Annotated in this window: 22 protein-coding genes; 13 read left to right on the plus strand and 9 right to left on the minus strand. The window is 69.6% G+C overall.

The genetic code is table 11. The annotated features are described in order from the left end of the window. Positions 1–73 precede the first annotated feature (73 nt). The 3 genes from ACLZOT_RS39050 (at position 74) to ACLZOT_RS39060 (ending at position 4,993) form a co-directional block, all read left to right on the plus strand. Positions 74–1,819, plus strand: a complete 1,746-nt coding sequence (locus ACLZOT_RS39050) for a PQQ-binding-like beta-propeller repeat protein (RefSeq protein ID WP_416973917.1) — start codon at positions 74–76, stop codon at positions 1,817–1,819. Positions 1,820–2,206: 387 nt separating this feature from the next. Then, on the plus strand, positions 2,207–4,069 hold the full coding sequence (locus ACLZOT_RS39055; protein ID WP_416973918.1) for a PQQ-binding-like beta-propeller repeat protein: 1,863 nt from the start codon (positions 2,207–2,209) through the stop codon (positions 4,067–4,069). A gap of 249 nt (positions 4,070–4,318) precedes the next feature. Continuing rightward, positions 4,319–4,993, plus strand: a complete 675-nt coding sequence (locus tag ACLZOT_RS39060; protein ID WP_409115109.1) for a helix-turn-helix transcriptional regulator — start codon at positions 4,319–4,321, stop codon at positions 4,991–4,993. A 146-nt stretch (positions 4,994–5,139) separates the two neighbouring features. Here ACLZOT_RS39060 and ACLZOT_RS39065 read toward each other — a convergent pair whose 3' ends face one another. Then, entirely contained in the window at positions 5,140–5,670 is a 531-nt protein-coding gene (locus ACLZOT_RS39065) for an ATP-binding protein (RefSeq protein WP_416973919.1), read from the minus strand. 163 nt (positions 5,671–5,833) lie between these two features. Between ACLZOT_RS39065 and ACLZOT_RS39070 the strand changes: the two genes are divergently transcribed. The 5 genes from ACLZOT_RS39070 to ACLZOT_RS39090 are packed head-to-tail and all read left to right on the plus strand — an operon-like array spanning position 5,834 to position 9,222. Further along, positions 5,834–6,700, plus strand: a complete 867-nt coding sequence (locus ACLZOT_RS39070; protein WP_416973920.1) for a helix-turn-helix domain-containing protein — start codon at positions 5,834–5,836, stop codon at positions 6,698–6,700. Then, entirely contained in the window at positions 6,697–6,921 is a 225-nt protein-coding gene (locus ACLZOT_RS39075) for a DUF397 domain-containing protein (protein WP_416973921.1), read from the plus strand. Before ACLZOT_RS39070 ends, ACLZOT_RS39075 begins: the two co-directional genes overlap by 4 nt. A gap of 19 nt (positions 6,922–6,940) precedes the next feature. Next, positions 6,941–7,105: a DUF397 domain-containing protein gene (locus ACLZOT_RS39080; RefSeq protein WP_416973922.1), complete on the plus strand. Its 165-nt coding sequence runs from the start codon at positions 6,941–6,943 to the stop codon at positions 7,103–7,105. A 9-nt stretch (positions 7,106–7,114) separates the two neighbouring features. Beyond that, on the plus strand, positions 7,115–8,470 hold the full coding sequence (locus tag ACLZOT_RS39085) for an AAA family ATPase (RefSeq protein WP_416973923.1): 1,356 nt from the start codon (positions 7,115–7,117) through the stop codon (positions 8,468–8,470). Positions 8,471–8,523: 53 nt separating this feature from the next. Further along, complete coding sequence (locus ACLZOT_RS39090; RefSeq protein ID WP_416973924.1) at positions 8,524–9,222, plus strand: HNH endonuclease; 699 nt, start codon at positions 8,524–8,526, stop codon at positions 9,220–9,222. 59 nt (positions 9,223–9,281) lie between these two features. Here the strand turns inward: ACLZOT_RS39090 and ACLZOT_RS39095 are convergent, their stop codons facing one another. The 3 genes from ACLZOT_RS39095 to ACLZOT_RS39105 form a co-directional block, all read right to left on the minus strand. Beyond that, positions 9,282–9,881 (minus strand): Uma2 family endonuclease, encoded by a 600-nt coding sequence (locus ACLZOT_RS39095; protein WP_416973925.1) that lies wholly within the window; start codon positions 9,879–9,881, stop codon positions 9,282–9,284. Between the two features lie 97 nt (positions 9,882–9,978). Beyond that, positions 9,979–10,302 carry a hypothetical protein gene (locus ACLZOT_RS39100; RefSeq protein WP_416973926.1) on the minus strand — a complete coding sequence of 108 codons (324 nt, stop codon included), beginning with the start codon at positions 10,300–10,302 and terminating at the stop codon, positions 9,979–9,981. 21 nt (positions 10,303–10,323) lie between these two features. Next, complete coding sequence (locus tag ACLZOT_RS39105) at positions 10,324–12,003, minus strand: sodium:solute symporter family protein (RefSeq protein WP_416973927.1); 1,680 nt, start codon at positions 12,001–12,003, stop codon at positions 10,324–10,326. Positions 12,004–12,107: 104 nt separating this feature from the next. On the opposite strand from ACLZOT_RS39105, the gene galT reads away from it, so the two are divergent. From galT to galK, 3 genes are read left to right on the plus strand one after another with little or no spacing between them, the layout of a single operon-like run. Beyond that, a complete protein-coding gene (gene galT / locus ACLZOT_RS39110) occupies positions 12,108–13,169 on the plus strand; it encodes a galactose-1-phosphate uridylyltransferase (protein ID WP_416973928.1) in 1,062 nt (353 codons plus the stop codon). After that, entirely contained in the window at positions 13,166–14,161 is a 996-nt protein-coding gene (gene galE / locus ACLZOT_RS39115) for a UDP-glucose 4-epimerase GalE (protein ID WP_416973929.1), read from the plus strand. Before galT ends, galE begins: the two co-directional genes overlap by 4 nt. Position 14,162: 1 nt before the next feature. Then, positions 14,163–15,311, plus strand: coding sequence for a galactokinase (gene galK, locus ACLZOT_RS39120; RefSeq protein ID WP_416973930.1), 1,149 nt, complete (start codon positions 14,163–14,165; stop codon positions 15,309–15,311). A 44-nt stretch (positions 15,312–15,355) separates the two neighbouring features. On the opposite strand, the gene ACLZOT_RS39125 is transcribed toward galK, so the two are convergent. Beyond that, a complete protein-coding gene (locus ACLZOT_RS39125; RefSeq protein WP_416973931.1) occupies positions 15,356–17,068 on the minus strand; it encodes an RICIN domain-containing protein in 1,713 nt (570 codons plus the stop codon). 123 nt (positions 17,069–17,191) lie between these two features. After that, positions 17,192–17,857, minus strand: a complete 666-nt coding sequence (locus ACLZOT_RS39130) for a DedA family protein (RefSeq protein WP_416973932.1) — start codon at positions 17,855–17,857, stop codon at positions 17,192–17,194. A 68-nt stretch (positions 17,858–17,925) separates the two neighbouring features. Between ACLZOT_RS39130 and ACLZOT_RS39135 the strand changes: the two genes are divergently transcribed. Next, positions 17,926–18,393, plus strand: a complete 468-nt coding sequence (locus tag ACLZOT_RS39135; RefSeq protein WP_416973933.1) for a hypothetical protein — start codon at positions 17,926–17,928, stop codon at positions 18,391–18,393. Between the two features lie 24 nt (positions 18,394–18,417). Here ACLZOT_RS39135 and ACLZOT_RS39140 read toward each other — a convergent pair whose 3' ends face one another. Both ACLZOT_RS39140 and ACLZOT_RS39145 read right to left on the minus strand, forming a co-directional pair. Next, entirely contained in the window at positions 18,418–19,797 is a 1,380-nt protein-coding gene (locus ACLZOT_RS39140; protein WP_416973934.1) for a NucA/NucB deoxyribonuclease domain-containing protein, read from the minus strand. A 276-nt stretch (positions 19,798–20,073) separates the two neighbouring features. Next, positions 20,074–20,529 carry a GNAT family N-acetyltransferase gene (locus ACLZOT_RS39145; protein WP_416973935.1) on the minus strand — a complete coding sequence of 152 codons (456 nt, stop codon included), beginning with the start codon at positions 20,527–20,529 and terminating at the stop codon, positions 20,074–20,076. A 260-nt stretch (positions 20,530–20,789) separates the two neighbouring features. On the opposite strand from ACLZOT_RS39145, the gene ACLZOT_RS39150 reads away from it, so the two are divergent. Further along, positions 20,790–21,557, plus strand: a complete 768-nt coding sequence (locus ACLZOT_RS39150) for a LuxR C-terminal-related transcriptional regulator (RefSeq protein ID WP_416973936.1) — start codon at positions 20,790–20,792, stop codon at positions 21,555–21,557. A gap of 197 nt (positions 21,558–21,754) precedes the next feature. On the opposite strand, the gene ACLZOT_RS39155 is transcribed toward ACLZOT_RS39150, so the two are convergent. Continuing rightward, positions 21,755–22,252 carry a MarR family winged helix-turn-helix transcriptional regulator gene (locus ACLZOT_RS39155; RefSeq protein ID WP_416973937.1) on the minus strand — a complete coding sequence of 166 codons (498 nt, stop codon included), beginning with the start codon at positions 22,250–22,252 and terminating at the stop codon, positions 21,755–21,757. Between the last annotated feature and the right edge of the window lie 50 nt (positions 22,253–22,302).

The following is a 22,302-nucleotide window of genomic DNA, read 5'->3' on the forward strand; positions in this document are numbered from 1 at the left end:
CAGTGATAGAAAGAGGCTTCTGATACCTCCGGTGTATGGCCGGAAAGCAGTGAACGCATGGGGGAACACGTCGATGGCTCAGCCGCCGCCGAATGACGGGTACAGCAACGCGGGCGGGTTCGGCCCGCCGCCGGGTACTACGCCTCAGGGCGGGGGGTACGGGGTACCAGGGCCGTACGGCGCTCCGCCGCAGCAGCCCGGGTACGGGGCCCCGCAGCAGCCGGGCTACGGCGCTCCCCAGCAGCCGCCCCAGCCCCCACCGGGGTACGGGTACCCCCAGCCCGGCCCCTACGCCGCCCAGCAGCCCCCCTACGGCAACCCCCCTCAGGGCTACGTCAACCCTGAGGGCTACGGCTTTCCGCCCCCGCAGCCCCCCGGCCCCGGCACGCCCGGCGGCTCCAGGCGCAAGCCCGCACTCGTCATCGGCGGCGCCGTCGCCGCGCTCCTCGCCATCGGCGGCACCGTGTACGCGGTCACCGCGGACGGCGGCGACGACAAGAAGCCGGTCGCCCACGAGAGCACCGCCCCCACCCCCTCGGCCTCCGCGGCCCCCGTCAACCCCGGTGACGGCGAAGGCGACGGCAAGTCCGACACCACCGACTTCAACGCCTCCCGCAAGGCGGGCGAGGCGAAGGTCCTCTGGTACAAGGAGGCCCCGGACACACCCGCCGACGGCGCGGACGCGCCCGGCATGTGGTTCACGGGCTCGATCGCCGTCAAGGCGGCGTACAAGGAACTCGTCGGATACGGGACAGCCGACGGCAAGCCCGCGTGGCCGGCCGTCACCCTCCCGCAGAAGATCTGCGCGGCCACCCGCCAGCAGACCGCCGACGACAAGATCGTCGTCGCGTACATGAGCGGCGTCAGCAGCCGCGCCCAGTGCAACCAGCTCCAGCAGATCGACCTGAGGACCGGCGCCAAGGGCTGGACCGTCAAGGTCCCCGACGGCAAGCTCTTCGACAGCGCGTCCAGCATCAGCCTCTCGCTCGCCGGCAACACGGTCATGGTCGCGCGCTCCCAGTCCGGCGCGGCGTACGACGTCCGCACCGGCAAGGCGCTGTACGAGAAGGAGCGGTACGGCGACGCCTGCTTCCCCTCGGCGTTCGCGGCGTCCGTGAACCGGCTCATCTCCGTCTCCTCCTGCGACGCGCTCGGCAAGAACGAGCACACGGAGATCCAGGAGCTGAACCCGGCGACCGGCGCGGTGAAGTGGACCCGGCCCCTCGACAAGGGGTGGGAGGTCGAACGGGCCTACTCCGTCGACCCGTTGGTCATCTACAGCACCAACGACGACAAGAACCTCATGAACATCGCCGCGTTCAAGGCGGACGGCTCGGTGCGCTCCCAGGTCGGCTTCGACCTGAAGATCGGCACGGACTGCGGCTGGGACCTCTTCCACCGCGACCTCACGGGCTGCGGGGGCACGGCCGCCGACGCGAACACCCTCTACCTGCCCACGGATTCGGGCAGCGGACCCAACGAGGTCGTCGCCGTCGACCTGACCACGGGCAAGGAGAAGTGGCGCGTCAAGTCCCCCGGCGAGGGCCCGATGCTCCCCGTCCGCACGGACGGCGCGAACCTCGTCGCGTACGTGGAACCCTCGTACGACACCCCCGGCCGGGTCGTCGCGATCCCCACGGCCGGCGCCGCGCACACCCCCTCGACCCTCCGCCAGCTCCCCGCGAGCACCGCGAAGATCGAGAACGGCTTCACATCGAGGGACATGGCCTGGCTGGACGGCCGCTTCTACCTCTCCTCCACCCGCATCACCGGCAAAGACGACACCCGCCAGAAGCTGATGCTGGCGTACGGCAAGTGAGCGGCGGCCATGAGCCGACGGCACGGACCGGCCCACCGGGGCCACCGGTGACCGGTCACGCGCCCGTGCCCGCGGGTCGTGTCCTGCGGCGTGGTGCAGCGGATCGAACGCCGGGCGTTCAGGTTCCGGGCCATGGGCGATCGCTGTCGCGGCGGCAGCTCACGAAGCGTCCCGGCGGGCCCGGCCGGGCAGCCGATCCGGCGGCGCCACCAGCCCTGGCCCGCGGATTCCAGCGTCTTGATCCCCTGCACCACCTGGCGGGACGCCACCCGCCCGCGCCGTCCGGCGGTTCGAGCCGCCCGGCCCGGCTGAAGCGGCGGCGCGCGTGAACCGGGCCCGTCTCCCCCGTCCCCTCCCCACCCGAGTGCTTCCCGAGGTACCCACACCATGACCCAGCCCCCGCAGGGCCCAGCCCCCGACAACCCCCCGAACCAGCCCCCGGCTTTCGGCGCCCCCCAGGGCCCGCCCCCGGGCTACCCCCCGAGCCCCCCGGCTTTCGGTGAACCGCAGGGCGCTCCGGCGGCCCCCTCGCAGCCCCCGGCCTTCGGCGCCCCGGCGGCCCCGCCGCAGCCGCCCGCTTTCGGCGGGCCGCAGGGCGCTCCGGCGGCCCCGCCGCAGCCGCCCGCCTTCGGTGCTCCCCAGGGCCCCCCGGCGCCGCCGGCCCAGCCCCCCGCTGGCCCCCCACCCGCCCCGCCCGCCGGTTACGGCTACCCGCAGGCGTCCCCCCAGCCCGCGTACGGCTACCCCGCCCCCGCCGGCTACGGCTACCCGGGCCAGCCGGGACCGGCGTACCCCTCGCCCCCCACCGCCCCGGCGCAGCCGCAGGCGGAAAGCCGGGGTGACAACGGGCTGAAGGCGCAGATCCTCATCGTCGCGTCCGCGCTGGTCGCCATCGCGCTGATCATCGGCGGCGGGGTCTGGTACTCGGGCTCCCAGGACGACGGCGGGAACGAGGCGAAGTCGGACGGCAAGGCGAGCGCGAGCCCGACCGGCGCCACCGGCGGCGGTACGGAGAAGGCGCCCGCCGACCCGAAGGGCAAGCTGCTGTTCCAGCTGCCGGTCCCCGCCGTCGCCAAGGGCGACAGCGCGGACACCGACGGCTCCTGGGTCACCGACAAGGTGTACGCCAAGTCGGGCCTCTCCGAAGTCAACGGCTACGACCTCGACAAGGGGACGAAGCTGTGGACCGTCAAGCTCCCCGGCCCGGTCTGCGCGGCGGCGCACTGGCTGAGCGCGGACGGCACGAAGACGGGGATCCTGTTCAAACCGGCCACCCCGACGAAGGACAAGTACCAGCCGTGCAACCAGGTCGGCGCCCTCGACCTGAACACCGGCAAACTGCTGTGGACGAAGACCGCGACGGCCGGCGACTACGCGCTCAGCTTCGACAGCGTCACGGTCAGCGCGAACACGGTCGCCGCCGCCGGCACCAGCGGCGGCGCGGCCTTCGACATCTCCACCGGCAAGCTCCTGTGGCAGCCGAAGACCGCCGACACCTGCGGCGACCGGGGTTACGGCGGCGGCCCGAAGCTCGTCGCGATCCGCAAGTGCGGTGACTACGACAACCCCGTCCTCAGCGCCCAGACCCTCGATCCGGCCACCGGCAAGGTCGTCTCCGAGTACAAGCTCGCGACCGGCATCGAGTACGCGAGCGTCGTCTCCACGGACCCGCTGGTCATCGGCGCGGACGTCGGCGACAGCGCGGGCGACGGCAGCGGCCTGTCCGACCTGTTCTCCATCGACGGCGCGACCGGCCAGCTCCGCGCGCGGATCTCCGTACCCGGTGACGACTACGGCGCCGACTGCGAGATCTCCCAGGCCGACGGCTGCGAGGGCGTGATCGCCGGGGGCGACCGCCTGTACATCCAGACGGAGGACAACTCGGGCGCCACGAAGCAGATCGTCGCCTTCGACGTCCTCACCGGCAAGCAGACCGGCCAACGGGCCGACGGCGGCGAGGACTTCGACCTCTACCCGCTGCGGATGGACGGCAAGAACCTGATCGTCTACAAGGGCGGCTCGTACGACAAGGGTGGCCAGGTCCTCAGCATCGACGGGACGACCTTCAAGCAGACGGTCCTGCTCCAGAACCCGGACGACCAGGCGAGCGTCGACGCGGAGACGGACATGTCGCCGGGCGGCACCTCGGAGATCCTGTTCGCCCAGGGGCGGCTGTTCCTGTCGCAGACGTACGTGAGCGACAGCGACAGGGACGAACAGCTCGCGATCGCGTACGGGCCCGCTTCCTGACCGTATCCGGCGTTTTCTGTGGCCTCGGCCCCGTCCCCGTGCCTGCTGCGGGGGCGGGGCCGTTCCCGTATCGTTCCCCCTTCGCCGATGGGACGTTTTTCGGCGATCCGGGGCACTTCTCACGTGTAGGGGGAGCGCAACGTCGAACAAGCGTGTAGCTTCCGGGGTCATGCAAGGCGGGGGTACCGGGGAACCCCCGCGTGAAACTGTCCGGGTTGGGCATCCATGGGGGGACTGGGGGGTTGCTCGATGGGAGTGCGGCTGATGGTGGTCGATGACCACCGCCTGCTCGCCGAGGCACTGGCCTCGGCGCTGAAACTGCGGGGACACCGCGTCCTCGCCGCCGCGGCACCCGCCGCGGGCGCGGCGGAACTGGTGATCACACGCGCGCCTGAGGTGTGCCTGCTGGGTACGGCGGCTCCCGCGGAGCCGGGTACGTTCGACCCGGTCGTCCGCATCAAACGCGAACGCCCTCAGGTCGCCGTCCTGGTCCTGGGCCCCGTCCCGAGCCCCCGCGGCATCGCGGCGGCGTTCGCGGCGGGCGCGTCGGGGTACGTCCGCCACGACGAGCGCATCGAGGGCGTCGAACGCGCGATCATGAAGGCGCGGGCGGGGGAGGCGGCGGTGGCCCCACAGCTGCTCCAGAACGCGTTCAGCGAACTCCTCAACCCTGCCGCCCAGCCGGACGACGAGGGCCAACGCCTCCTCCACCTCCTGACCCCACGCGAGGTCGAGGTCCTGGTCCGGGTCGCCGATGGCGAGGACACACGGCTGATCGCGGCGGGGATGGGGATCGCGCCGTCCACGGCACGCACCCACGTCCAACGGGTGCTGATGAAGCTGGGGGTGGGGTCGAGGCTGGAGGCGGCGGCGCTGGCGGCGAGGACGGGGTTGCTGGATCGGGCGGGGGCGCAAGGGGGTTGAGGGGCCGGGTTCGGGAGGGTGGGGCTGTGAGTGGCGGGGTGCGGGCGGGTTGTGGCTGATCGCGCTCGCGCGGCGGTAGCCGCATATCGATACAGCCCCGCGCCCCTGAAAGACGGGGTGCGGCTTGGTAGTTGGCTGCGAGGGTGTCACGGGGTCGACTCGGCGCGGGCGGCGTGTAGTTCCACCTCCGCCCACACCATCAGGCCCCGGCGGGTCCGGCACGTCCCCCAGCGGTTCGCGATCGCGTCCGCGATCAGCAGGCCCCGGCCGTGCTCCTCGTCCTGCGTGAGGACGGGGCAGGTCAGGAAGGGGCGGCCGTCGCCCTCGTCGGTGACGGTCAGGACGGCGGCAGTAGGGGTAAACGTGCAGGTCAGGGTAATGACGCTGCTCTTGGTGTGCTCCAGCGCATTCGCGACCAGCTCCCCGGTGACGATCTCCAGGTCGTAGGCGTGGGGTGAGTTGAGGCGGTGCGTCTCGGCGGCCGTACGGATGTGGTGGCGGGCCCTGCGCGCGGAGGCGAGGTCCGCGCCGGGGAGGGTGAGAGTGGTGGCCGGGGGGAGGCGAACGGGTTCGACGGGGGCGAGGCCCAGGCGGGCGGCCATGCGGGAGGCGGGGCCGTCGGGGGTGTCGGTGAGGACGTGGGCGGGGTGGTCGTCGTCGCCGTGACTGATCAACACATCAACTCCTGTGGCGGGGTTGGGAAGTTGGCGGTCGCCTGGCTAGTAATGTTCCGGAAAGAAAATTGTCTCGCAAGCCCCGTCACCCCAAAGAGCGCCTTTCGCGAAAAGTGGTCCATCGGCTGCCGCTCGGCAGTACTCTCCGCGCCAGGAGGTGGGACCTATGACCGACGCCCAACCCAACCTGCACCGACGGCGTTTGGGCCTGGAGCTCCGCGCCCTGCGCAAGGCGACGGGGATGAGCCTGACCGAGGCCGCCGAACGCCTGTGCCTGTCCGGCGCGTCAGCCCTGAGCAAGATCGAGAACGGCAAGCAGCGCGTACCCGGCATCGCCCTCGCCGGCTTCTTCGAGGTCTACGGCCTTCAGAAGAAGGATCGCATCGAGAAGATCCGCAAACTGACGTCGCTGGCGAACTCGAACAAGCGGGCCAACTTGTTCGACCAGTACCGCCAGTCGGTCCGTGACCCCTTCGCCGAGTACCTGCACCTGGAGGAACTCGCCTCCAAATGCGAGACGTTCGCCTGGATCGTCCCCGGCCTGCTCCAGACCCCCGACTACGCCCGGGTGATCGTGGAGCGCAGCCGCCAGTGGCAGACCACCCGTGAGATCGACAACTTCGTCGAACTGCGCATGGTCAGGCAGCAAGCGCTGTTCCGGGAGGAGCCACTCCACTTGTGGTGCGTGCTCGACGAGTCCGCGCTGCTACGGGAGGTCGGCGAGAAGCATGTGATGAAGGCCCAGCTTGAGCATCTACTCGCCGTGACCGAGGAGCACAAGCATGTGACGCTCCAGATACTCCCCTTCACGCAAGGCGCACATGCTGGGGTCGATGGACAGTTCCACCTGCTGCATTTCCCCGTCGGGGCACCCGTGGTCGTAGTTGAGTCGATGACAACTGCGCAGTACCTGGAGGAAGATAGTGACATTGGACGTTACGAGATGGCGTTCAACCACCTCCGCTCCGAAGCTCTCGACGTGGGCGCCTCGAAGCGTCATATCCACGACCTGATCAAGGACCGTTACACATGAACAAGAAGATCGACCTCACCGACGCTGTCTGGGTCAAGAGCGACCTCAGCAACGGCGGGGCCAACTGCCTTGAGGTCGCCTTCATCGAGGGCGTGGTCGCCCTCCGCGATTCCAACGACGTCGGCGACCCCGACGCCAAGGTCCTCATCATCTCCGCCGACGACTACCGCGCCTTCACCGGCGGAATCACCCAGGGCCAGCGCAACCTCCTCCTGCCGTAGCCCCACCCGAGGAGCGCCTATGTGGATCAAGAGCAGCTACAGCGACGGCAGCAACAACTGCCTCGAACTCGCCCTCCAGCCAGGCAAAGTAGCCCTCCGCGACTCCAAGGCCCCCGACCTCGGCACCCTCACCGTCCCCCGCACCGCCTTCATCTCCTTGGTCGAGAGCCTGAAAAGGCGGTAAGACAGGCCCGTGTACGTAACAAGGCTGACCCTCGACGGGGTCCGTGGCTTCCACGGACCCCGCGCCTGTGACCTCGACTTCACACGGCCCGACGGCGGATACGCGGGGTGGACGGTGCTCGCGGGACGCAACGGGTCGGGAAAGACGACGCTGCTGCGAGCCCTCGCCATCGGCCTCGCGGGACCGCGTCGCGCGCACAAGCTGGACGGGGACCTGCGGTCACAGGTGTCCCACGGCGAACCCGGCGGGAAGCTGAGCGTGCATGTGCTGCCCGAATGGGCCGTGGACACCGGCGCGCGGGCGTCGGACCCGTTCGAGGCGTCGGCGACGTGGGAGCCGGAATGGCAGGGGCCGGGCGAGGCACCGGTCGCCGTTGTGTTCGGCCCGGTGGGTTCGCAGCAGCGGGACCGTGACTGCCTCTGGTCGTCCACCCCTCCCCCCGGTTGGTTCCACGCCGGATACGGCCCCTTCCGTCGCATGACCGGCGTCGGCCTGTACGACAGGACGTCCAAGCCGTCAGACCGCGCCGCAGCTCTCCGCACCCTCTTCGAGGAACAGTCCGCCCTGACCGAGGCGTTCGACTGGCTGCTCTCCGTCCACCTCCAGGCCTTGGAGAACCGCTCCGGCGCCGCCGAACTCAAGGCCGGCGTCCTCGCTCTCCTCAACGACGGTCTCCTCCCCGACGGTTACCGCATCGAGGACGTCAACTCCGAGGGCATGTGGCTCAACCGGCAAGGAGAGACGGGCCTAGAAGGTCCGCTGATGGAACTGCGGCACATGAGCGATGGCCAACGGACCGTCGTAGCGCTGGTGTTGGACATCGTCCGGCAGATGCATACCGCGTACGGGGACATCACCGTCTCCCTCCAGGACCAGCACCCCTGCCTCCCCTACCCCGGTGTCGTCCTCATCGACGAGGCCGACGCCCACCTGCACCCCTCCTGGCAGCAACGCATCGGCGAATGGCTCAAATCCCATTTCCCGGCGGTGCAGTTCATCGTCAGCACCCACAGCCCGTACATCTGTCAGGCAGCCGACCCCGGCGGCCTGATCCGCGTACCGGGCCCGACCGAGGGCATGCCACCCGCTCCGGTCTCAGAAGAACTGCGGCAGCGCATCGTCTACGGCACCGGCGACGACGCCGTACTCTCCGAACTCTTCGGCCTCGACACGCCGTACTCGGAACGGGCCCGCGAACTCCGGCAGGAACTCGTGGAGTTGGAGGCGAAGGTCGTAACCGGAGAGGCGACGGACGCAGAGGAAGCACGGCACGCGGCGCTGAGAGCCAGGCTGAAGAGTTCGCCCCGCACCCGGGCCACCGAGTTGCAGGCCCGGCTGAAGCACCTCGGAGTCGTCGACGAATGATCCGGGTGCAGCGGATCGAACTTCCGCACCAACTTTCCGCACACGCACAACGTTTGACGCAACGGATAGCCGAAGTCACCGACCAGGCACGGCCTTCCGAGGCGAAGGGCCTGTGGAAGCACACCACGCACCGGCGTGAACTCATCACCCCGCTGCGGACGTTGCTCAACGAGATGGCTCACGGCAACCGCTGCTGCATGTACTGCGGCGACGACCTGAGCACCGACATCGACCACTTCGAGCCGATCGCCGAGAACCCGTTACGCACCTTCGACTGGCTCAACCACCTGCTGTCCTGCACGGCGTGCAACAGCTCCTGCAAGAGAGACCAGTTCCCGCGCGACCCGGAGACCGGCGAGCCTCTGCTGATCGACCCGACGACGGAAGACCCCTTCGAGCACCTCTACCTGAGCCTCGACACCGGCCTGTACACCGGGCTGACGGAGAAGGGTCGGCAGACCGAGCGGGTGTGCGGACTCAACCGGGACGCCCTGGCCGAGGCTCGTTGCGGTGCGAGGAACGGGGTCGTCATGTGCGTGGACGTCTGGCTGTCGGGCCGGGAGCGGGGCGACCAACGGAGGATGGCCATGGCCGTGCAGACCATCCGCGAACAGCCCTTCGCCGACGTCGCCCAGTTCATGCTGCACCAAGCCTTGCTGCCGAAGGCGTCCGTCGCGTTCGCCTTCGACCTCGGGGAGGAGACGCTCCGCCACCTGCGGAACCCGGAACTGCGGGCCGCGCTGCTGATCTGACGGCATGCGCCTCCTCCCCGTCACTTCACTCCGCGTCGGCGTTCTTCAAGGCTTCGCCATTACTCCGGAGAGAGCCCCATGTCCTTCGCGCTGTAACGAGGCAGGTCACCGGTCTCGATCTTCCAGATGCCGAGATCCGTGGCCACGGTGACGGGTTCGCCGTAGGGCAGGTGCAGCCGGTTGTCGTAGGCCGGGCGTCCCTCGGCCCGGACGATCCCCCACTGGTAGGTCCACGTGCCGTCGCGGGGGTCGAGGATCAGGTAGTGGGGGATGCCCATGGCGGGGTAGTCGCGGGCCTTGTCGCGGTAGTCGTTCTCCGGGTTGGACGGGGAGACGATCTCGATCGCGAGGACGATCTCGCGAGGGTCGAGCGGACCGTCGGTCTGCATGGCTTCGCCCGCGCAGACGAGCAGGTCCGGCACCCGGAGCTTGCCCAGACCCTCGTCGTCAGTGTCCGTCGCCTCGAAGGCGAAATAGCCCTCGGGAAGCTGCCCGTCGAGCTGCCTCGACACCCATTTCGCCGTGAACTGATGGCGAGGTCGCGGGCTCATCATCATGACGATCTTCCCGTCACTGATCTCGGGCCAGGCCAGGCCGGGCGGCGGAGTGAAGTGGTCACGCATGGCGCGCAGCCGCCGGTACAGGGTCTGCTGAGTCATGGGTCCTCCCACGTTCAGTATGAGGGCGACGGCAAGCGGACGAAGAGGATCACTGAGAAGAAGGGTGCCCGCCCCCGAAGGAGCGGGCACCCTCACCTCACTTCGTCCCCTCGCCCTCCCCTTCCTCCGGCAGCGGAGCCGTAGGCGCCGGCGTAGGCCGCACCCACAGCCACACCAGGAAGAACACCCCCAGCGCCAGCATCCCCAACCCCGTCCAGAGGTTGATGTTGATGCCCTGGGCCTTGTCGATCTCGGCGTCGCCGTCGGTGATTCCGGTGATGGTGACGATGACGCCGTAGAGGACGAACAGGCCCCCGATGATCCGCCGCAGGTCGAAGATGCGCGCGGCGGTCGTGGACTGCTTCTCCAGGGCCGTCACCTCGCGGTGGACGTCTTTTTCGGAGTAGTGGTCGTCGGACATGTCGAACCTCTCAGGGCGTCGTCAGAACGAGAACGGGATGTAGCAGGCGGCGGCGATGATGACGGCGCTCCAGCCCAGCAGGGCCGGCCGGCGGTACCACGCGTTGTCCCCGGCGGCCGGTGCCTCGGACATGCCGGGGGAGCGGGTCCCGTAGACGAGGCCCTGGAGTTCCGCCTCCGGCTTGGGTGCCGTGAAGAGGGACACGACGACCATGACGACGGCGCCCGCGACGAACCCGGCGATGGCGGAGACGAAGTTGGCGCCCTGGTCGGTGGGGATGCTGATGACGTCCTGCTTGTAGAGGACGAAGTAGTTGATCATCGCGGCGGTGGTCCCGGCCAGCAGCCCCCAGAACCCGGACTTCGCGGAGGCCCGCTTCCAGAACATCCCGATGATGAAGACGACGAACATCGGCACGTTGAAGAAGGAGAAGAGGGTCTGGAGGTAACTCATGATGTTGGAGAAGGAGGACGCGAGGAACGCGGTCCCGACGGACGCGGCGACGCCGATCGCGGTGATGAGCCGCCCGAACTGGACGTAGTACCCATCCTCCCGGTCCTTGACGACGTACTTCTGCCAGATGTCGGTCGTGAAGACGGTGTTGAAGGACGACACGTTCGCCGCCATGCCCGCCATGAAGGCCGCGAGCAGACCGGTGACGGCGATCCCGAGCACCCCGTTGGGCAGGAGCTGTTCCATCAGGTAGGGGATCGCGTCGTTGTACTGGAGGTCGGATCCGGACGTACCGATCTTCGGGACCAGCACCGCCGCCACCAGCCCCGGGATCATCACCAGGAACACGATGAAGATCTTCGGGAACGCGGCGATGAGCGGCGTCCGCTGGGCGGCGGAGAGGTTCTTGGCGGACAGCGCGCGCTGGACCTCGGCGAAGTTGGTCGTCCAGTACCCGAAGGACAGTACGAACCCGAGCCCGAGGACGATGGTGAGCCAGTTCGCGCCGAGGGGGTTGTCGGACCCGATGCCGGTGCCGCCCCAGGCGGTGACGAAGTCGTCCCCGTGGGTGGCCTTCAGGGAGTCGGTGAGCCCGTCCCACCCGCCGACCTTCTTCAGCCCGAGCACGGACAGCGGGATCAGCGCCGCGAGGATGACGAAGAACTGGAGGACCTCGTTGTAGATGGCCGAGGAGAGCCCGCCCAGCGTGATGTACGCGAGCACGAAGAACCCGGCGACGAGGATGGCGACCCACTCGGGCCACCCGAGAAGCGCCTCGACGACGATGGCGAGGGCGTACAGATTGACCCCGGCGATGAGGATCGCGGCGAACGCGAACAGCGCCGAGCTCAGCAGGTGCGCCCACTTGTCGAACCGCAGGAGCAGCATCTCGGGGACGGAGCGCACCTTGGAGGAGTAGTAGAAGGGCATCATGACCAGGCCCAGGAACACCATCGCGGGGATGGCGCCGATCCAGTACCAGTGGACGGTGTACGCCCCGTACTGCGCGCTGTTGGCGGCCATGCCGAGGATCTCGGTCGCGGCGAGGTTCGCGGAGATGAACGCGAGCCCGGTGATCCAGGCGGGCAGCGAGCGCCCGGAGAGGAAGAAGTCGAGACTGGTCTTCACGGAGCGCCGGGCCGCGAACCCGATGCCGAGGACGACGACGAAGTAGATACCGAGGATCGTGTAGTCGAGCGCGTTGACGGGGAGCCGCAGCTCGGCGGCGAGCGGAGTGGGGGGATACACAGAGGGCCCTTCTGAGGGTGACCGGATGTGTGTGTTTGTGGTTTGATGTGTTCGGTTATGTTTGATGGTTCGAGCTGTGCTGGTGCACGGATGGGGAGTCGAAGGTGAAGAAGACCTCGACCCGGCTGGCCGACGGTCGTGAGCTGATCTACTACGACCTGCGGGACGACTCGGTGCGCGACGCGGTGGACCGCCGTCCACTGGACCGCACCGTCACCACTTCGGAGGTACGCAGGGACCCCCTGCTCGGCGACCAGGTCGCCATCGCCTCGCACCGGCAGGGGCGGACGTACCACCCGCCGGTCGACCAGTGCCCGCTGTGCCCGACCCAGGGCGACAACCTGAGCGAGATCCCGGACTCGTCGTACGACGTCGTCGTCTTCGAGAACCGCTTCCCCTCGCTGGCCGGTGACTCGGGCCGTTGCGAGGTCGTCTGCTTCACGTCCGACCACAACTCGTCCTTCGCCGACCTCACCGAGGAGCAGGCGCGGCTGGTCCTGGAGGCGTGGACCGACCGGACGTCGGAGCTGTCGCATCTTCCTTCCGTCCAGCAGGTCTTCGCCTTCGAGAACCGGGGCGAGGAGATCGGGGTGACCCTCGGCCACCCGCACGGGCAGATCTACGCCTACCCCTTCACCACGCCCCGCACCGCGCTCATGCTGCGCCAGGTCGCCGCGCACAAGGACGCGACCGGCGGCGAGAACCTCTTCGACGCCGTCCTTGCGAGTGAACTCGCGGGCGAGCGGGTCGTCCTGGAGGCCGAACACTGGGTCGCGTTCGTGCCGTACGCCGCGCACTGGCCGTACGAGGTGCACCTCTACCCGAAGCGCCGCGTCCCGGACCTGCTCGGGCTCGACGAGGGCGCGCGCACAGAGTTCCCCAAGGTCTATCTGGAACTCTTGAGGCGCTTCGACCGGATCTTCGGCGAGGATCAGCCGGTGACGCCGTACATCGCCGCCTGGCACCAGGCGCCGTTCGGCCAGCTGGAGGAGTTCGACGGGGTCAGCCGCGACGACTTCGCGCTGCACCTGGAGCTTTTCACGATCCGCCGCACTTCCGGCAAGCTGAAGTTCCTCGCGGGCTCCGAGTCGGGCATGGGTGCGTTCATCAACGACATCTCCCCGGAGCGCGCGGCCGAGCGACTCCGAGAGGTAGCGAGTTCATGAGCAAGTACCTGGTCACGGGCGGTGCGGGTTACGTCGGCGGCGTAGTGGCCCAGCACCTCGTCGAGGCCGGCCACGAGGTGACGGTCCTCGACAACCTCTCCACCGGCTTCCGCGAGGGCGTCCCGGCGGGCGCGGCCTTCATCGAGGGCGACATCCGCGACGCGGGCAAGTGGCTCGACGACTCGTACGAGGCGGTCCTCCACTTCGCCGCCTTCTCCCAGGTGGGGGAGTCGGTCGTACGACCTGAGAAGTACTGGGACAACAACGTCGGCGGCACGATGGCCCTGCTCGGCGCGATGCGCGAGGCGGGCGTCAAGAAGCTGGTGTTCTCCTCGACGGCCGCCACCTACGGCGAGCCGGACGTGGTCCCGATCCCGGAGACCGCCGTCACGAAGCCCACCAACCCCTACGGCGCCACCAAGCTCGCGGTCGACCACATGATCACCAGCGAGGCGAACGCCCACGGCCTCGGCGCGGTCTCCCTGCGCTACTTCAACGTCGCGGGCGCGTACGGCGCCCAGGGCGAGCGGCACGACCCCGAGTCGCACCTCATCCCCCTGGTCCTCCAGGTCGCCCAGGGCCGCCGCGAGGCGATCTCCGTCTACGGCGACGACTACCCGACGCCGGACGGCACCTGCATCCGCGACTACATCCACGTCGCGGACCTGGCCGACGCGCACCTCCTCGCGCTCAAGGCCGCTCAGCCGGGCGAGCACCTGATCTGCAACCTCGGCAACGGCGAGGGCTTCTCCGTACGCCAGGTCATCGACACCGTCCGCCAGGTCACCGGCCACCCGATCCCCGAGATCGTGGCCCCCCGGCGCGGCGGCGACCCCGCCGCCCTCGTCGCCTCCGCCGCCACCGCCCGCGAGAAGCTGGGCTGGCAGCCGTCCCGCGCGGACCTCGCCGGTATCGTCGCCGACGCGTGGGCATTCGCCCAGCAGATTTCGGCCCAGCAGATCTCGGCCCAGCAGATTTCGAAGGAGAGCTGAGTTGTCCGCACAGCAAGTCCGGGACGGCTTCGAGGAGTTGTACGGCGCCGCCCCGGAAGGCGTCTGGGCGGCACCCGGCCGCGTCAACCTCATCGGCGAGCACACGGACTACAACGACGGCTTCGTCATGCCGTTCGCCCTCCCGCACACGGCCATCGCGGCGGTGTCCCGGCGCGAGGACGACCTCCTGCGCCTGCACTCCGCCGACGTGGACGGCGGCGTCGTGGAGATCTCGACGCTGGAACCCGGCGCCGACACCAACTGGACCGCGTACCCGGCGGGTGTCGTCTGGGCGCTGCGCGAGGCGGGCCACGCGGTGCGGGGCGCGGACATCCACCTGACGTCCACCGTCCCCTCCGGCGCGGGCCTGTCCTCCTCGGCCGCCCTTGAGGTCGTCGTCGCCCTCGCCCTCAACGACCTGTACGAACTCGGCCTCCAGCGCTGGCAGTTGGCCCGCCTGTGCCAGCGCGCCGAGAACGTCTACGTCGGCGCCCCGACCGGCATCATGGACCAGACCGCGTCCGCCTGCTGCGAGGAGGGCCACGCGCTCTTCCTCGACACCCGCGACCTCTCCCAGAAGCAGATCCCCTTCGACCTCGCGTCCGAGGGCCTGCGCCTGCTGGTCGTCGACACGCAGGTCAAGCACGCCCACAGCGAGGGCGAGTACGGCAAGCGCCGGGCGGGCTGCGAGGAGGGCGCCGCGATCCTGGGCGTCACCGCCCTGCGGGACGTGCCCTACGCCGAGCTGGACGCGGCGCTGGCGCGGATCGAGGACGAGGAGATCCGCCGGCTGGTCAAGCACGTCGTGACCGAGGACGAGCGGGTCGAGCGGGTCGTCGCGCTCATGCAGTCCGGCGCCGACGCCCGCGAGATCGGCCCCGTCCTCGTGGAGGGCCACGCGTCGCTGCGGGACGACTTCCGCATCTCCTGCCCGGAGCTGGACCTCGTCGTCGACTCCTCCCTGGCGGCCGGCGCGCTCGGCTCCCGGATGACCGGCGGCGGCTTCGGCGGCTCGGCGATCGTCCTCGCCGAGGAGGCGGACGTCCCCGGGATCACGAAGGCCGTCGAAGAGGCGTTCGCGGCGGCCGGCTTCACCGCGCCGCGCGTCTTCGAGGCGGTTCCGGCGCCGGGGGCACGGCGCCTGGTCTGAGCGGTACGGGAAAGCGGCCCCGCGCTGGGGCCGCTTTCTTGCGTCTACTTCAGGGCCGTACCGCCCGATTTGTAGTACCCGATCGTCTTGTTGATCAGGTTCCCGCCGTCCGACTCGACCGTGGTCTGCTCCTGCTGCCCCGGACCGAACAGGAGGGCGCCGACGTGCGCCCGCGCGACCTGGTCCAGGTGGCCGAAGAGCCAGTCCACCTTGTCGTCCTTGTAGTGGTTGGTGGTGTTGTTCTGCGCCTTGTTGCCCAGCGGGATCTGCCACAGGACGACCGGCTTGCCCACCGACTCGGCCATCGCCTTGTAGAACTTCAGCTCGGCGGTGGCCTTCTGGTCGGTCCAGAAGGTGTCACGGCCGCCGTGCTCCGGCTTCGCGTACCAGCCCGCGTCGCGGTCCACCACGTCGGAGACCAGGAAGTCGGCGTTCTTCGCGCCGAGGTCCGCGTAGTCGTCGACGCACTTCTGTGTGTTGTTCTGCCAGTCCCAGCAGGTCAGGTGGAGGCCGACGCCCGTGTTCGGGGCGTACTTGTGCGCCATCGCGATCAGGCAGCGGGACAGGCCGGCCGCGCTGTCCTCCTGCGTCCCGCAGTCCGTCGGGTTCGCGGCCCTGACCTTCGCGGGGACCTTGTGCGGGTCGCCGAGCGAGCGGACGTAGCCCCAGAAGTCGGGCTCGATGTCGATCATGTCCCGCGAGGTGCCGATCTTCTGGAGGAAGAAGCGGTAGTCGTCCAGGTAGCGGGTGAGCAGGTCGGCCCGGTCGATGGCCTTGACCTCGCCGGGGCCGTCGCCCTCGCCCGCCGCGTCCCCGAGGTCACGCAGCGAGTACCAGGTCCAGAAGTTCCGCTGCGGACGCGCCCTGCCCTGGTACGTCGCCTGGGCCGACACGGTGTCCCGCCAGGTCACGTACGTGCCGGGCGCCGTGGTCTCGCCGTTCCAGCAGCCCCACCAGCTCGACCACTGGGCCTTGCAGCGCGCGGCCGTGTAGTAGTCCCGGGAGGGGGCCGGCTGGCTGTGGACGTAGGCGTAGCGCACGTCGAAGGGGGCGGCGGCGGCCGAGGCGTCGGACATCGAGCCGCCGATGAGGATCTTGTCGCTGCCCATCAGGCGGGGGGTGGGGGTCTTGGCCGGAGCCGAGGGCTTGGCCGGGGCGGGCTTCTTGTCGCCTCCGACGCTTCCGACGGGGACGAGCTTCCACTGCTGGCCGGGGCCGCCCCTGTCGCGGTTCTGGGTGATCCGGCCGCCGTCCGCCTTCGAGCCGTTCTGGACCTCGACGGCCATCCCGCTGAACCGGTTGACCAGGCGGACGTATCCGTCCGACGTCTTCTTCAGGCCGAACCGCTGGTTGGCGTTGTTCTGGTCGCGCCACTGCACCAGGGCCGTGCCGGGCTTCTTCGACCAGCCGTAGTCGTCCAGCACCTTGCCGGAATTCCGGTTCAGCAGCCGGTAGTTGCCATCACCCGAGTCGACGAACCGCCACTGCTGATTGGCCCCGCCGTGCCGGGCCCACTGCACGACCGCCGCGCCGTCGTACGACGCGTAGGAGAGGCCGTCCAGTACGTCGCCGCTGTTGCGGTTCACCAGGACGTACCAGGAGTCCGTGTCCACGGGCGGCGCCGCGGACGCCGTGCTGACCACGACCACGGAGCCACCCGCGACAGCCAGCGCGACGGCACCCCAGAAACTCCGGCGCTGGTGCAGCCGCCGGCCACGGTGCTTCTGCCGGTGCCCGGTGGAGGGGCGAGGGGACATCTCGGTGCTCTCTTTCGGCGTTGCCTGTGCACGGACCCCCTGGTCCGTACGCCACCGAGTTGTCACAGCGAACGAAAAGGTTGCTTCCGGATCACGAACCTTTCCCAGGAAACATGAACCCGCTCACATCGACCGGTGCCTGCCCGCCGTCCCCCTGCTCCGCAGCCGCACCACCACGAACAGCGCGACCCCCACCACCGCCAGCCCGAGCACCACCTTCGACAGCACCCCCACGTACGCCTCGACCAGCTCCCACTGGTCCCCCAGCCAGTAACCCGCCATGATCAGCACGGAGTTCCACATCAGGCTGCCGAGGGCGGTGAGGGCGACGAACGTGGGCAGGCGCATGCGCTCGACGCCGGCCGGGACCGAGATCAGGCTCCGGAAGACGGGCAGCATCCGCCCCAGGAAGATCGCCTTCGTGCCGTGCCGCGCGAACCACTCCTCCGTGCGGACCAGGTCCGACGGCTTCACCAGGGGCAGCTTCGCCCAGATCGCGTGCACCCGCTCCCGCCCGACCAGCATGCCGATCCAGTACAGGACGACCGCCCCGACCGTCGCCCCCAGCGTCGTCCAGAACAGCGCGGACGGCAGACTCAGCACGCCCTGCCCCGCCGCGAACCCCGTCAGCGGGAGGATCACCTCGCTCGGGATCGGCGGGAAGAGGTTCTCCAGCGCGATCGCCAGCCCCGCTCCCGGCCCGCCGATCGTGTCGATCAGGTCGGTGACCCATCCGGTGATCCCGTCGGAGGGCTCTGCGGGCTGGGCGGCGAGGTGCACGATGGTCATGAGGTAAAGATACGGCAAAGTGGCGGGTGGCGTGTTTGCCCGCCGGGGGCGGCGGCAGGCATGAGGGCATGCCGAAAACCCACGAGGAGCTGATCCTCGTAGAACGACGGCTGTTCGGCCTGATGGACACCGACACGGATGCCTGCCCGAACCCCTGGCCCGCGGGCCCCCGCCCGGCCGGCGAGCCGGTCATCGTCCGGACCGGCCGCATCGACTTCGTCAGCGCGGCCCCCGACCACCGGGCCCTGGTCCGCCTGGAATCCTGGGACCACGACCCGCCCGCCCCGGACGGCACTTGGGCCGACGAGGAGCGTACGGAGATCGAACTCCCCTCCGGCACGGTCCAGTTGTGGACCCTCACGATGGGCCCGGGGACAGCCGCCTTCGCGATCGGCCCACCCGGCCGCTACGCCCTGCGCGTCTGGACCCGGGGCCAGGACGCGGCACTCGAACTGTCCTGGCGCAGCCGCCCCGTGCCGGACGCGACGGAGCAGTACGTCGTGCAGTTCTGGCCGAAGCCGGCGAGGGAAGCGTGAACTCCCCCCACCGGCCTGCTCGGTTCAGTCGACGATCCGGACGTAGAACCGGTCCCCGTCGAGGATCCGGTCCCGCCCGTACCAGGTCCCGAGCCTGCTCCCGGCCTCCTGGTTGTCACTGAACAGCACGGGCCGTACGGAGAACCGGCCGTAAGGGACGTTGGTCTCGTACAGGTGCCGCGCCGCCCCCTCGTACGTCGCGGAGAACGGGTACTCGTCGCAGTCCTGGCTCAACTCCGGGTATCCCGGCCACTGTTGCTCGCAGACGGGTACGGCGAACCGCTCCCGGTTCTGCGTACGGCGCGTGGTGTCGTGGTACAGCCGCCGCAGCGGGTCGGCCGCCGAGGCGCCCGGGATGCGCTTGCCGTCGACCCGGGGGTATGTCGACTCCGGGTGGTCCTGCGCGTCCCGGATGTGCCAGGCGCTCTCGTTGACCTCGCCGTCCTTGGTGCTGTAGCTCAGCCACGGGGTGACCCGGTCGAAGATCGACCCCTCCTTCTTGGGCAGGTACCAGGCGGAGTCGAAGCGGACGCCGGTGACCGGCCCGTCCGCGCTCTTGTTCCCGCCGTCGGCCCGGAAGTCGTACGAGAACGAGAACGTGCCCCTCTTCACCTGCTCACCCCTGGACGCGTCCGGCGGATCGGCCCACGAGTGGAACAGCAGGGAGCCCTCCGGGTCCGCCTCCCACTGCGGCACCGCCTTCGTCACCTGGTCGAAGCCGCCGGAGACGCACGCGTCCGAGGTCGACCCCGCACAGTCGGCGTCGATCTTCAGGGTGCCGGCGTCGCTGGTGCCCCAGGAGCTGATCTCGTCGACGTACACCTTCCAGTCGACGTCCCGCAGCCCGTCGTAGGCGTACCCCATATGGGTGATGCGCCCGCTGAAGCCGCCGATGGGGACGCAGAAGACGCTCCAGCAGCGGAACTGGTCCGCCACGAGCACGGCGATCTGGCAGTACGAGAAGTGGTTCTTGATCCACCCCTCCGCGCGCCACGACAGATCGGTGTTCGCCCGGCACTCCTCCAGCGTGATGTCGTCCTGCTGGAGGGTGTTGGCCTTGCCGGACGCCAACTCCTCGCTGGCCGTGCCGTATTCGGCGCCACTGCGCAGGGCCAGGGCGTGCGCCTGGTCCGCGTCCGTCACGCCCGCTCTCCGCCCGGCCGGCGCGGACCCCTCCAACTCGGCGGCCCTGATCCGCCGTTCCCTGTCCGCCGGGTCGGCCCGCAGCTCCTTCGCGACCGAGCCGTCCGCCTCGAACGCGCGCTCTCCTGTCGCCGTCCGTACGACACTGACGAGCCGCCCCTCACCGTCGCCGGCCGCCGCCACGGCGTTCACCGGCGCGAGCGAGCCCGCGGCGAGCGCGACCAGTGCCGCGAGCACACCCGTACGCCATCTCCATGTCATGCCCATGCCATCCTTAGATCGGAATTTTCCACTGGCAACGACTCAAAAATGGGCGCACACCAAGAACGGGTCAAGGCCGGACTCCGCCTTGCGGGCGGATCCCGGCCAGCGGCTCGAACACGCCAATTCCCCTGCCTGACCTGGCAGTTGCCGTCCCGTGCACGGGGTGCGAACACGCGGAGGGGCCTCGCCAACCTGGCCGATACGCAAGGGGCGATGGGGATGCGGTGTGACGGAGATGTGTGGACGGGTTTACGGAAGCAACAGATGTCCCCGCTACGGGAGGCGCTTCGTGAACGTGTACTCCGTGACCCCCGGCGGGTAGTCGGGGATCGCGCAGACCTCGTCGTAACCGAGCTTGCGGTAGAAGTCCGGGGCCTGGAAGTCCCAGGTCTCCAGGCGTACGGCCGCGCAGGCGCGGTCGTCGTGGGCGATGCGTTCCGCCATCGTGAGGAGGGTGGTGCCGAGGCCGGTGCCGCGGTGGCCGGGGTCGACCCAGAGGAAGGTGACGTGGAGCCAGGAGGCCCAGGTGTGGCCGACGAGGCCGCCGCAGAGGGGGTTCTCGGGGGTGGTGGCCCAGAGGTGTAACGGGGACTGCCCGGAGTTCGGGGTCAGCTGGAGGGCGCGGAGCGCGGGCGACGTCGAGAGGTTCGTCGCGCGGAGCCTCGTACGGAGCAATGCGCGTCGGGTGTTGTCCACTTCTGTCTCAAAGCCGAACATGTGGCTCACCATAAACGCCTCCGCCGACCAGTTCTGTGAAACCGCTTCCGCTCCGTGCTCCCGGCCCTACTCTGTGAACAGCGCCGGCGGGGGGCCGGTGCCGTTCAGGGGGCGAGACAGTCGGGTACGGCGCTCGCGGTGGGGGTAGCAGTACGCGCACGGCGGCGGCCGTGCGGCACCCGCGCCACGGGCGTCGTACCCGCAGCCGTCGTTCTCCGGTCTGTCTCTGGGGTATCCCCTGCTCTGTAGAGGAGCCTGGGGAAGGGGGTTTCGTGGTTCGCATTCGTGTTCTGGTGGTCGACGATCACCGTATCTTCGCCGAGTCGCTGGCCGCGGCGCTGGCGGCCGAGCCGGACGTCGAGGTGTCCGCGGCGGGCAGCGGTTCCGCCGCGATGCGGAGTCTGGAGCGGGCGGCGGCGGAAGGGCGTCGGTTCGACGTGCTTCTCGTCGACGCGGATCTGGGCGCTGTGGCGCCCGGGTTGAGGCCCGCGGTTCCTGTGCACGAGGTCAGTGAGAACGGGCATGTGGACGGGATCTCGCTCGTCTCCGGGGTCCGGTCCTCGCAGGCGTATGTGCGGGTCGTCGTCCTCGCCGAGAAGGACGATCCCCGGCGGGCCGCGCTGGCCTTGCAGGCGGGGGCGTCGGGGTGGGTCGCCAAGGACTGTTCCCTGTCGCGGCTGTTGACCGTCATCCGGGGGGTGCTGCGGGACGAGACGCACTTGCCTCCGGCGCTGCTGACCGGTGTGCTGCGGGAGTTGACGGCCGCGCGCAAGCATCGGACCGAGAGTGAGCGGTTGGTGGAGTCGTTGACTCCCCGGGAGCGGGAGGTTCTGCGGTGCATGGTCGCGGGGCTGGGGCGGAAGGCTGTGGCGGAGCGGTTGTTCCTGTCGCCGCATACCGTTCGGACTCATATGCAGAATGTGCTGGGGAAGTTGGGGGTGCATTCGACGTTGGCGGCGGTGGCGCTGGCGCGGCGGGCGGGAGTTGGGCCGGTTGATCTTGCCGGGGATGTGGTGGAGAGGGGCGGGCAGTTGGCGTAGCGCCTGATCGTCTGCCGGGAGTTGACGGTTTGCGGGTGCGGGTCCGCTGTGGCTGATCGCGCCCGCGCGGCGGTAGCCGCACATCGATACAGCCCCGCGCCCCTAAAAAGACGACAGCTCGCGCCCTTGAAAGGCTCGGCCCCGCAGGCCCCGCAGGCCCCGCAGGCCCCGCAGGCCCGGCAAGGCGTCGGCCGTTCTCAGCCCGGGATGTTGTCGAACGGGGCCGTCAACTGTCTCAGCAGCGCCGCTAGTTCGCCCCTCTGCCCCGTCGACAGTTCCGCCAGGATCGCCCTCTCCTGGGCCAGCAGCCCGGCCAGGGCCTCGTCCGCTCGGTCGCGGCCCTCCGGGGTCAGGCGGACCAGGACGCCTCGGCGGTCCGTGGGGTCGGGGAGGCGTTCGACCAGGCCCTTCTGGGTGAGGCGGTCGATGCGGTTGGTCATCGTGCCGGAGGTGACCAGGGTCTGGGTGAGGAGTTGGCCGGGGGAGAGCTGGTAGGGGGAGCCCGCGCGGCGCAGTGCCGTGAGGACGTCGAACTCCCACGGTTCCAACTGGTGCTCGGAGAACGCCAGTCGGCGTGCGCGGTCCAGGTGGCGGGCCAGCCTGCTGACCCGGCTCAGCACTTCGAGTGGCTCCACGTCGAGGTCGGGGCGTTCCCGACGCCACGCCGCGACCAGCCGATCGACCTCGTCCTCCATGGCGATCAGTGTAGTGGTTGTGTCGATGTGAAGTCTCTTGATGTCGAGTC

This window comes from Streptomyces sp. 4F14 (genome assembly GCF_048159485.1).
Classification (GTDB): Bacteria; Actinomycetota; Actinomycetes; order Streptomycetales; family Streptomycetaceae; genus Streptomyces.

What these genes read in the sequence shown, in the direction of transcription:
- ACLZOT_RS39050 (WP_416973917.1), top strand. Translation starts at nt 74, where the DNA reads ATGGCTCAGCCGCCGCCGAATGACGGGTACAGCAACGCGGGCGGGTTC.
- ACLZOT_RS39055 (WP_416973918.1), top strand. Translation starts at nt 2,207, where the DNA reads ATGACCCAGCCCCCGCAGGGCCCAGCCCCCGACAACCCCCCGAACCAG.
- ACLZOT_RS39060 (WP_409115109.1), top strand. Translation starts at nt 4,319, where the DNA reads ATGGGAGTGCGGCTGATGGTGGTCGATGACCACCGCCTGCTCGCCGAG.
- ACLZOT_RS39070 (WP_416973920.1), top strand. Translation starts at nt 5,834, where the DNA reads ATGACCGACGCCCAACCCAACCTGCACCGACGGCGTTTGGGCCTGGAG.
- ACLZOT_RS39075 (WP_416973921.1), top strand. Translation starts at nt 6,697, where the DNA reads ATGAACAAGAAGATCGACCTCACCGACGCTGTCTGGGTCAAGAGCGAC.
- ACLZOT_RS39080 (WP_416973922.1), top strand. Translation starts at nt 6,941, where the DNA reads ATGTGGATCAAGAGCAGCTACAGCGACGGCAGCAACAACTGCCTCGAA.
- ACLZOT_RS39095 (WP_416973925.1), bottom strand. Translation starts at nt 9,881, where the DNA reads ATGACTCAGCAGACCCTGTACCGGCGGCTGCGCGCCATGCGTGACCAC.
- ACLZOT_RS39100 (WP_416973926.1), bottom strand. Translation starts at nt 10,302, where the DNA reads ATGTCCGACGACCACTACTCCGAAAAAGACGTCCACCGCGAGGTGACG.
- galE (WP_416973929.1), top strand. Translation starts at nt 13,166, where the DNA reads ATGAGCAAGTACCTGGTCACGGGCGGTGCGGGTTACGTCGGCGGCGTA.
- ACLZOT_RS39125 (WP_416973931.1), bottom strand. Translation starts at nt 17,068, where the DNA reads ATGTCCCCTCGCCCCTCCACCGGGCACCGGCAGAAGCACCGTGGCCGG.
- ACLZOT_RS39130 (WP_416973932.1), bottom strand. Translation starts at nt 17,857, where the DNA reads ATGACCATCGTGCACCTCGCCGCCCAGCCCGCAGAGCCCTCCGACGGG.
- ACLZOT_RS39135 (WP_416973933.1), top strand. Translation starts at nt 17,926, where the DNA reads ATGCCGAAAACCCACGAGGAGCTGATCCTCGTAGAACGACGGCTGTTC.
- ACLZOT_RS39140 (WP_416973934.1), bottom strand. Translation starts at nt 19,797, where the DNA reads ATGACATGGAGATGGCGTACGGGTGTGCTCGCGGCACTGGTCGCGCTC.
- ACLZOT_RS39145 (WP_416973935.1), bottom strand. Translation starts at nt 20,529, where the DNA reads ATGGTGAGCCACATGTTCGGCTTTGAGACAGAAGTGGACAACACCCGA.
- ACLZOT_RS39155 (WP_416973937.1), bottom strand. Translation starts at nt 22,252, where the DNA reads ATGGAGGACGAGGTCGATCGGCTGGTCGCGGCGTGGCGTCGGGAACGC.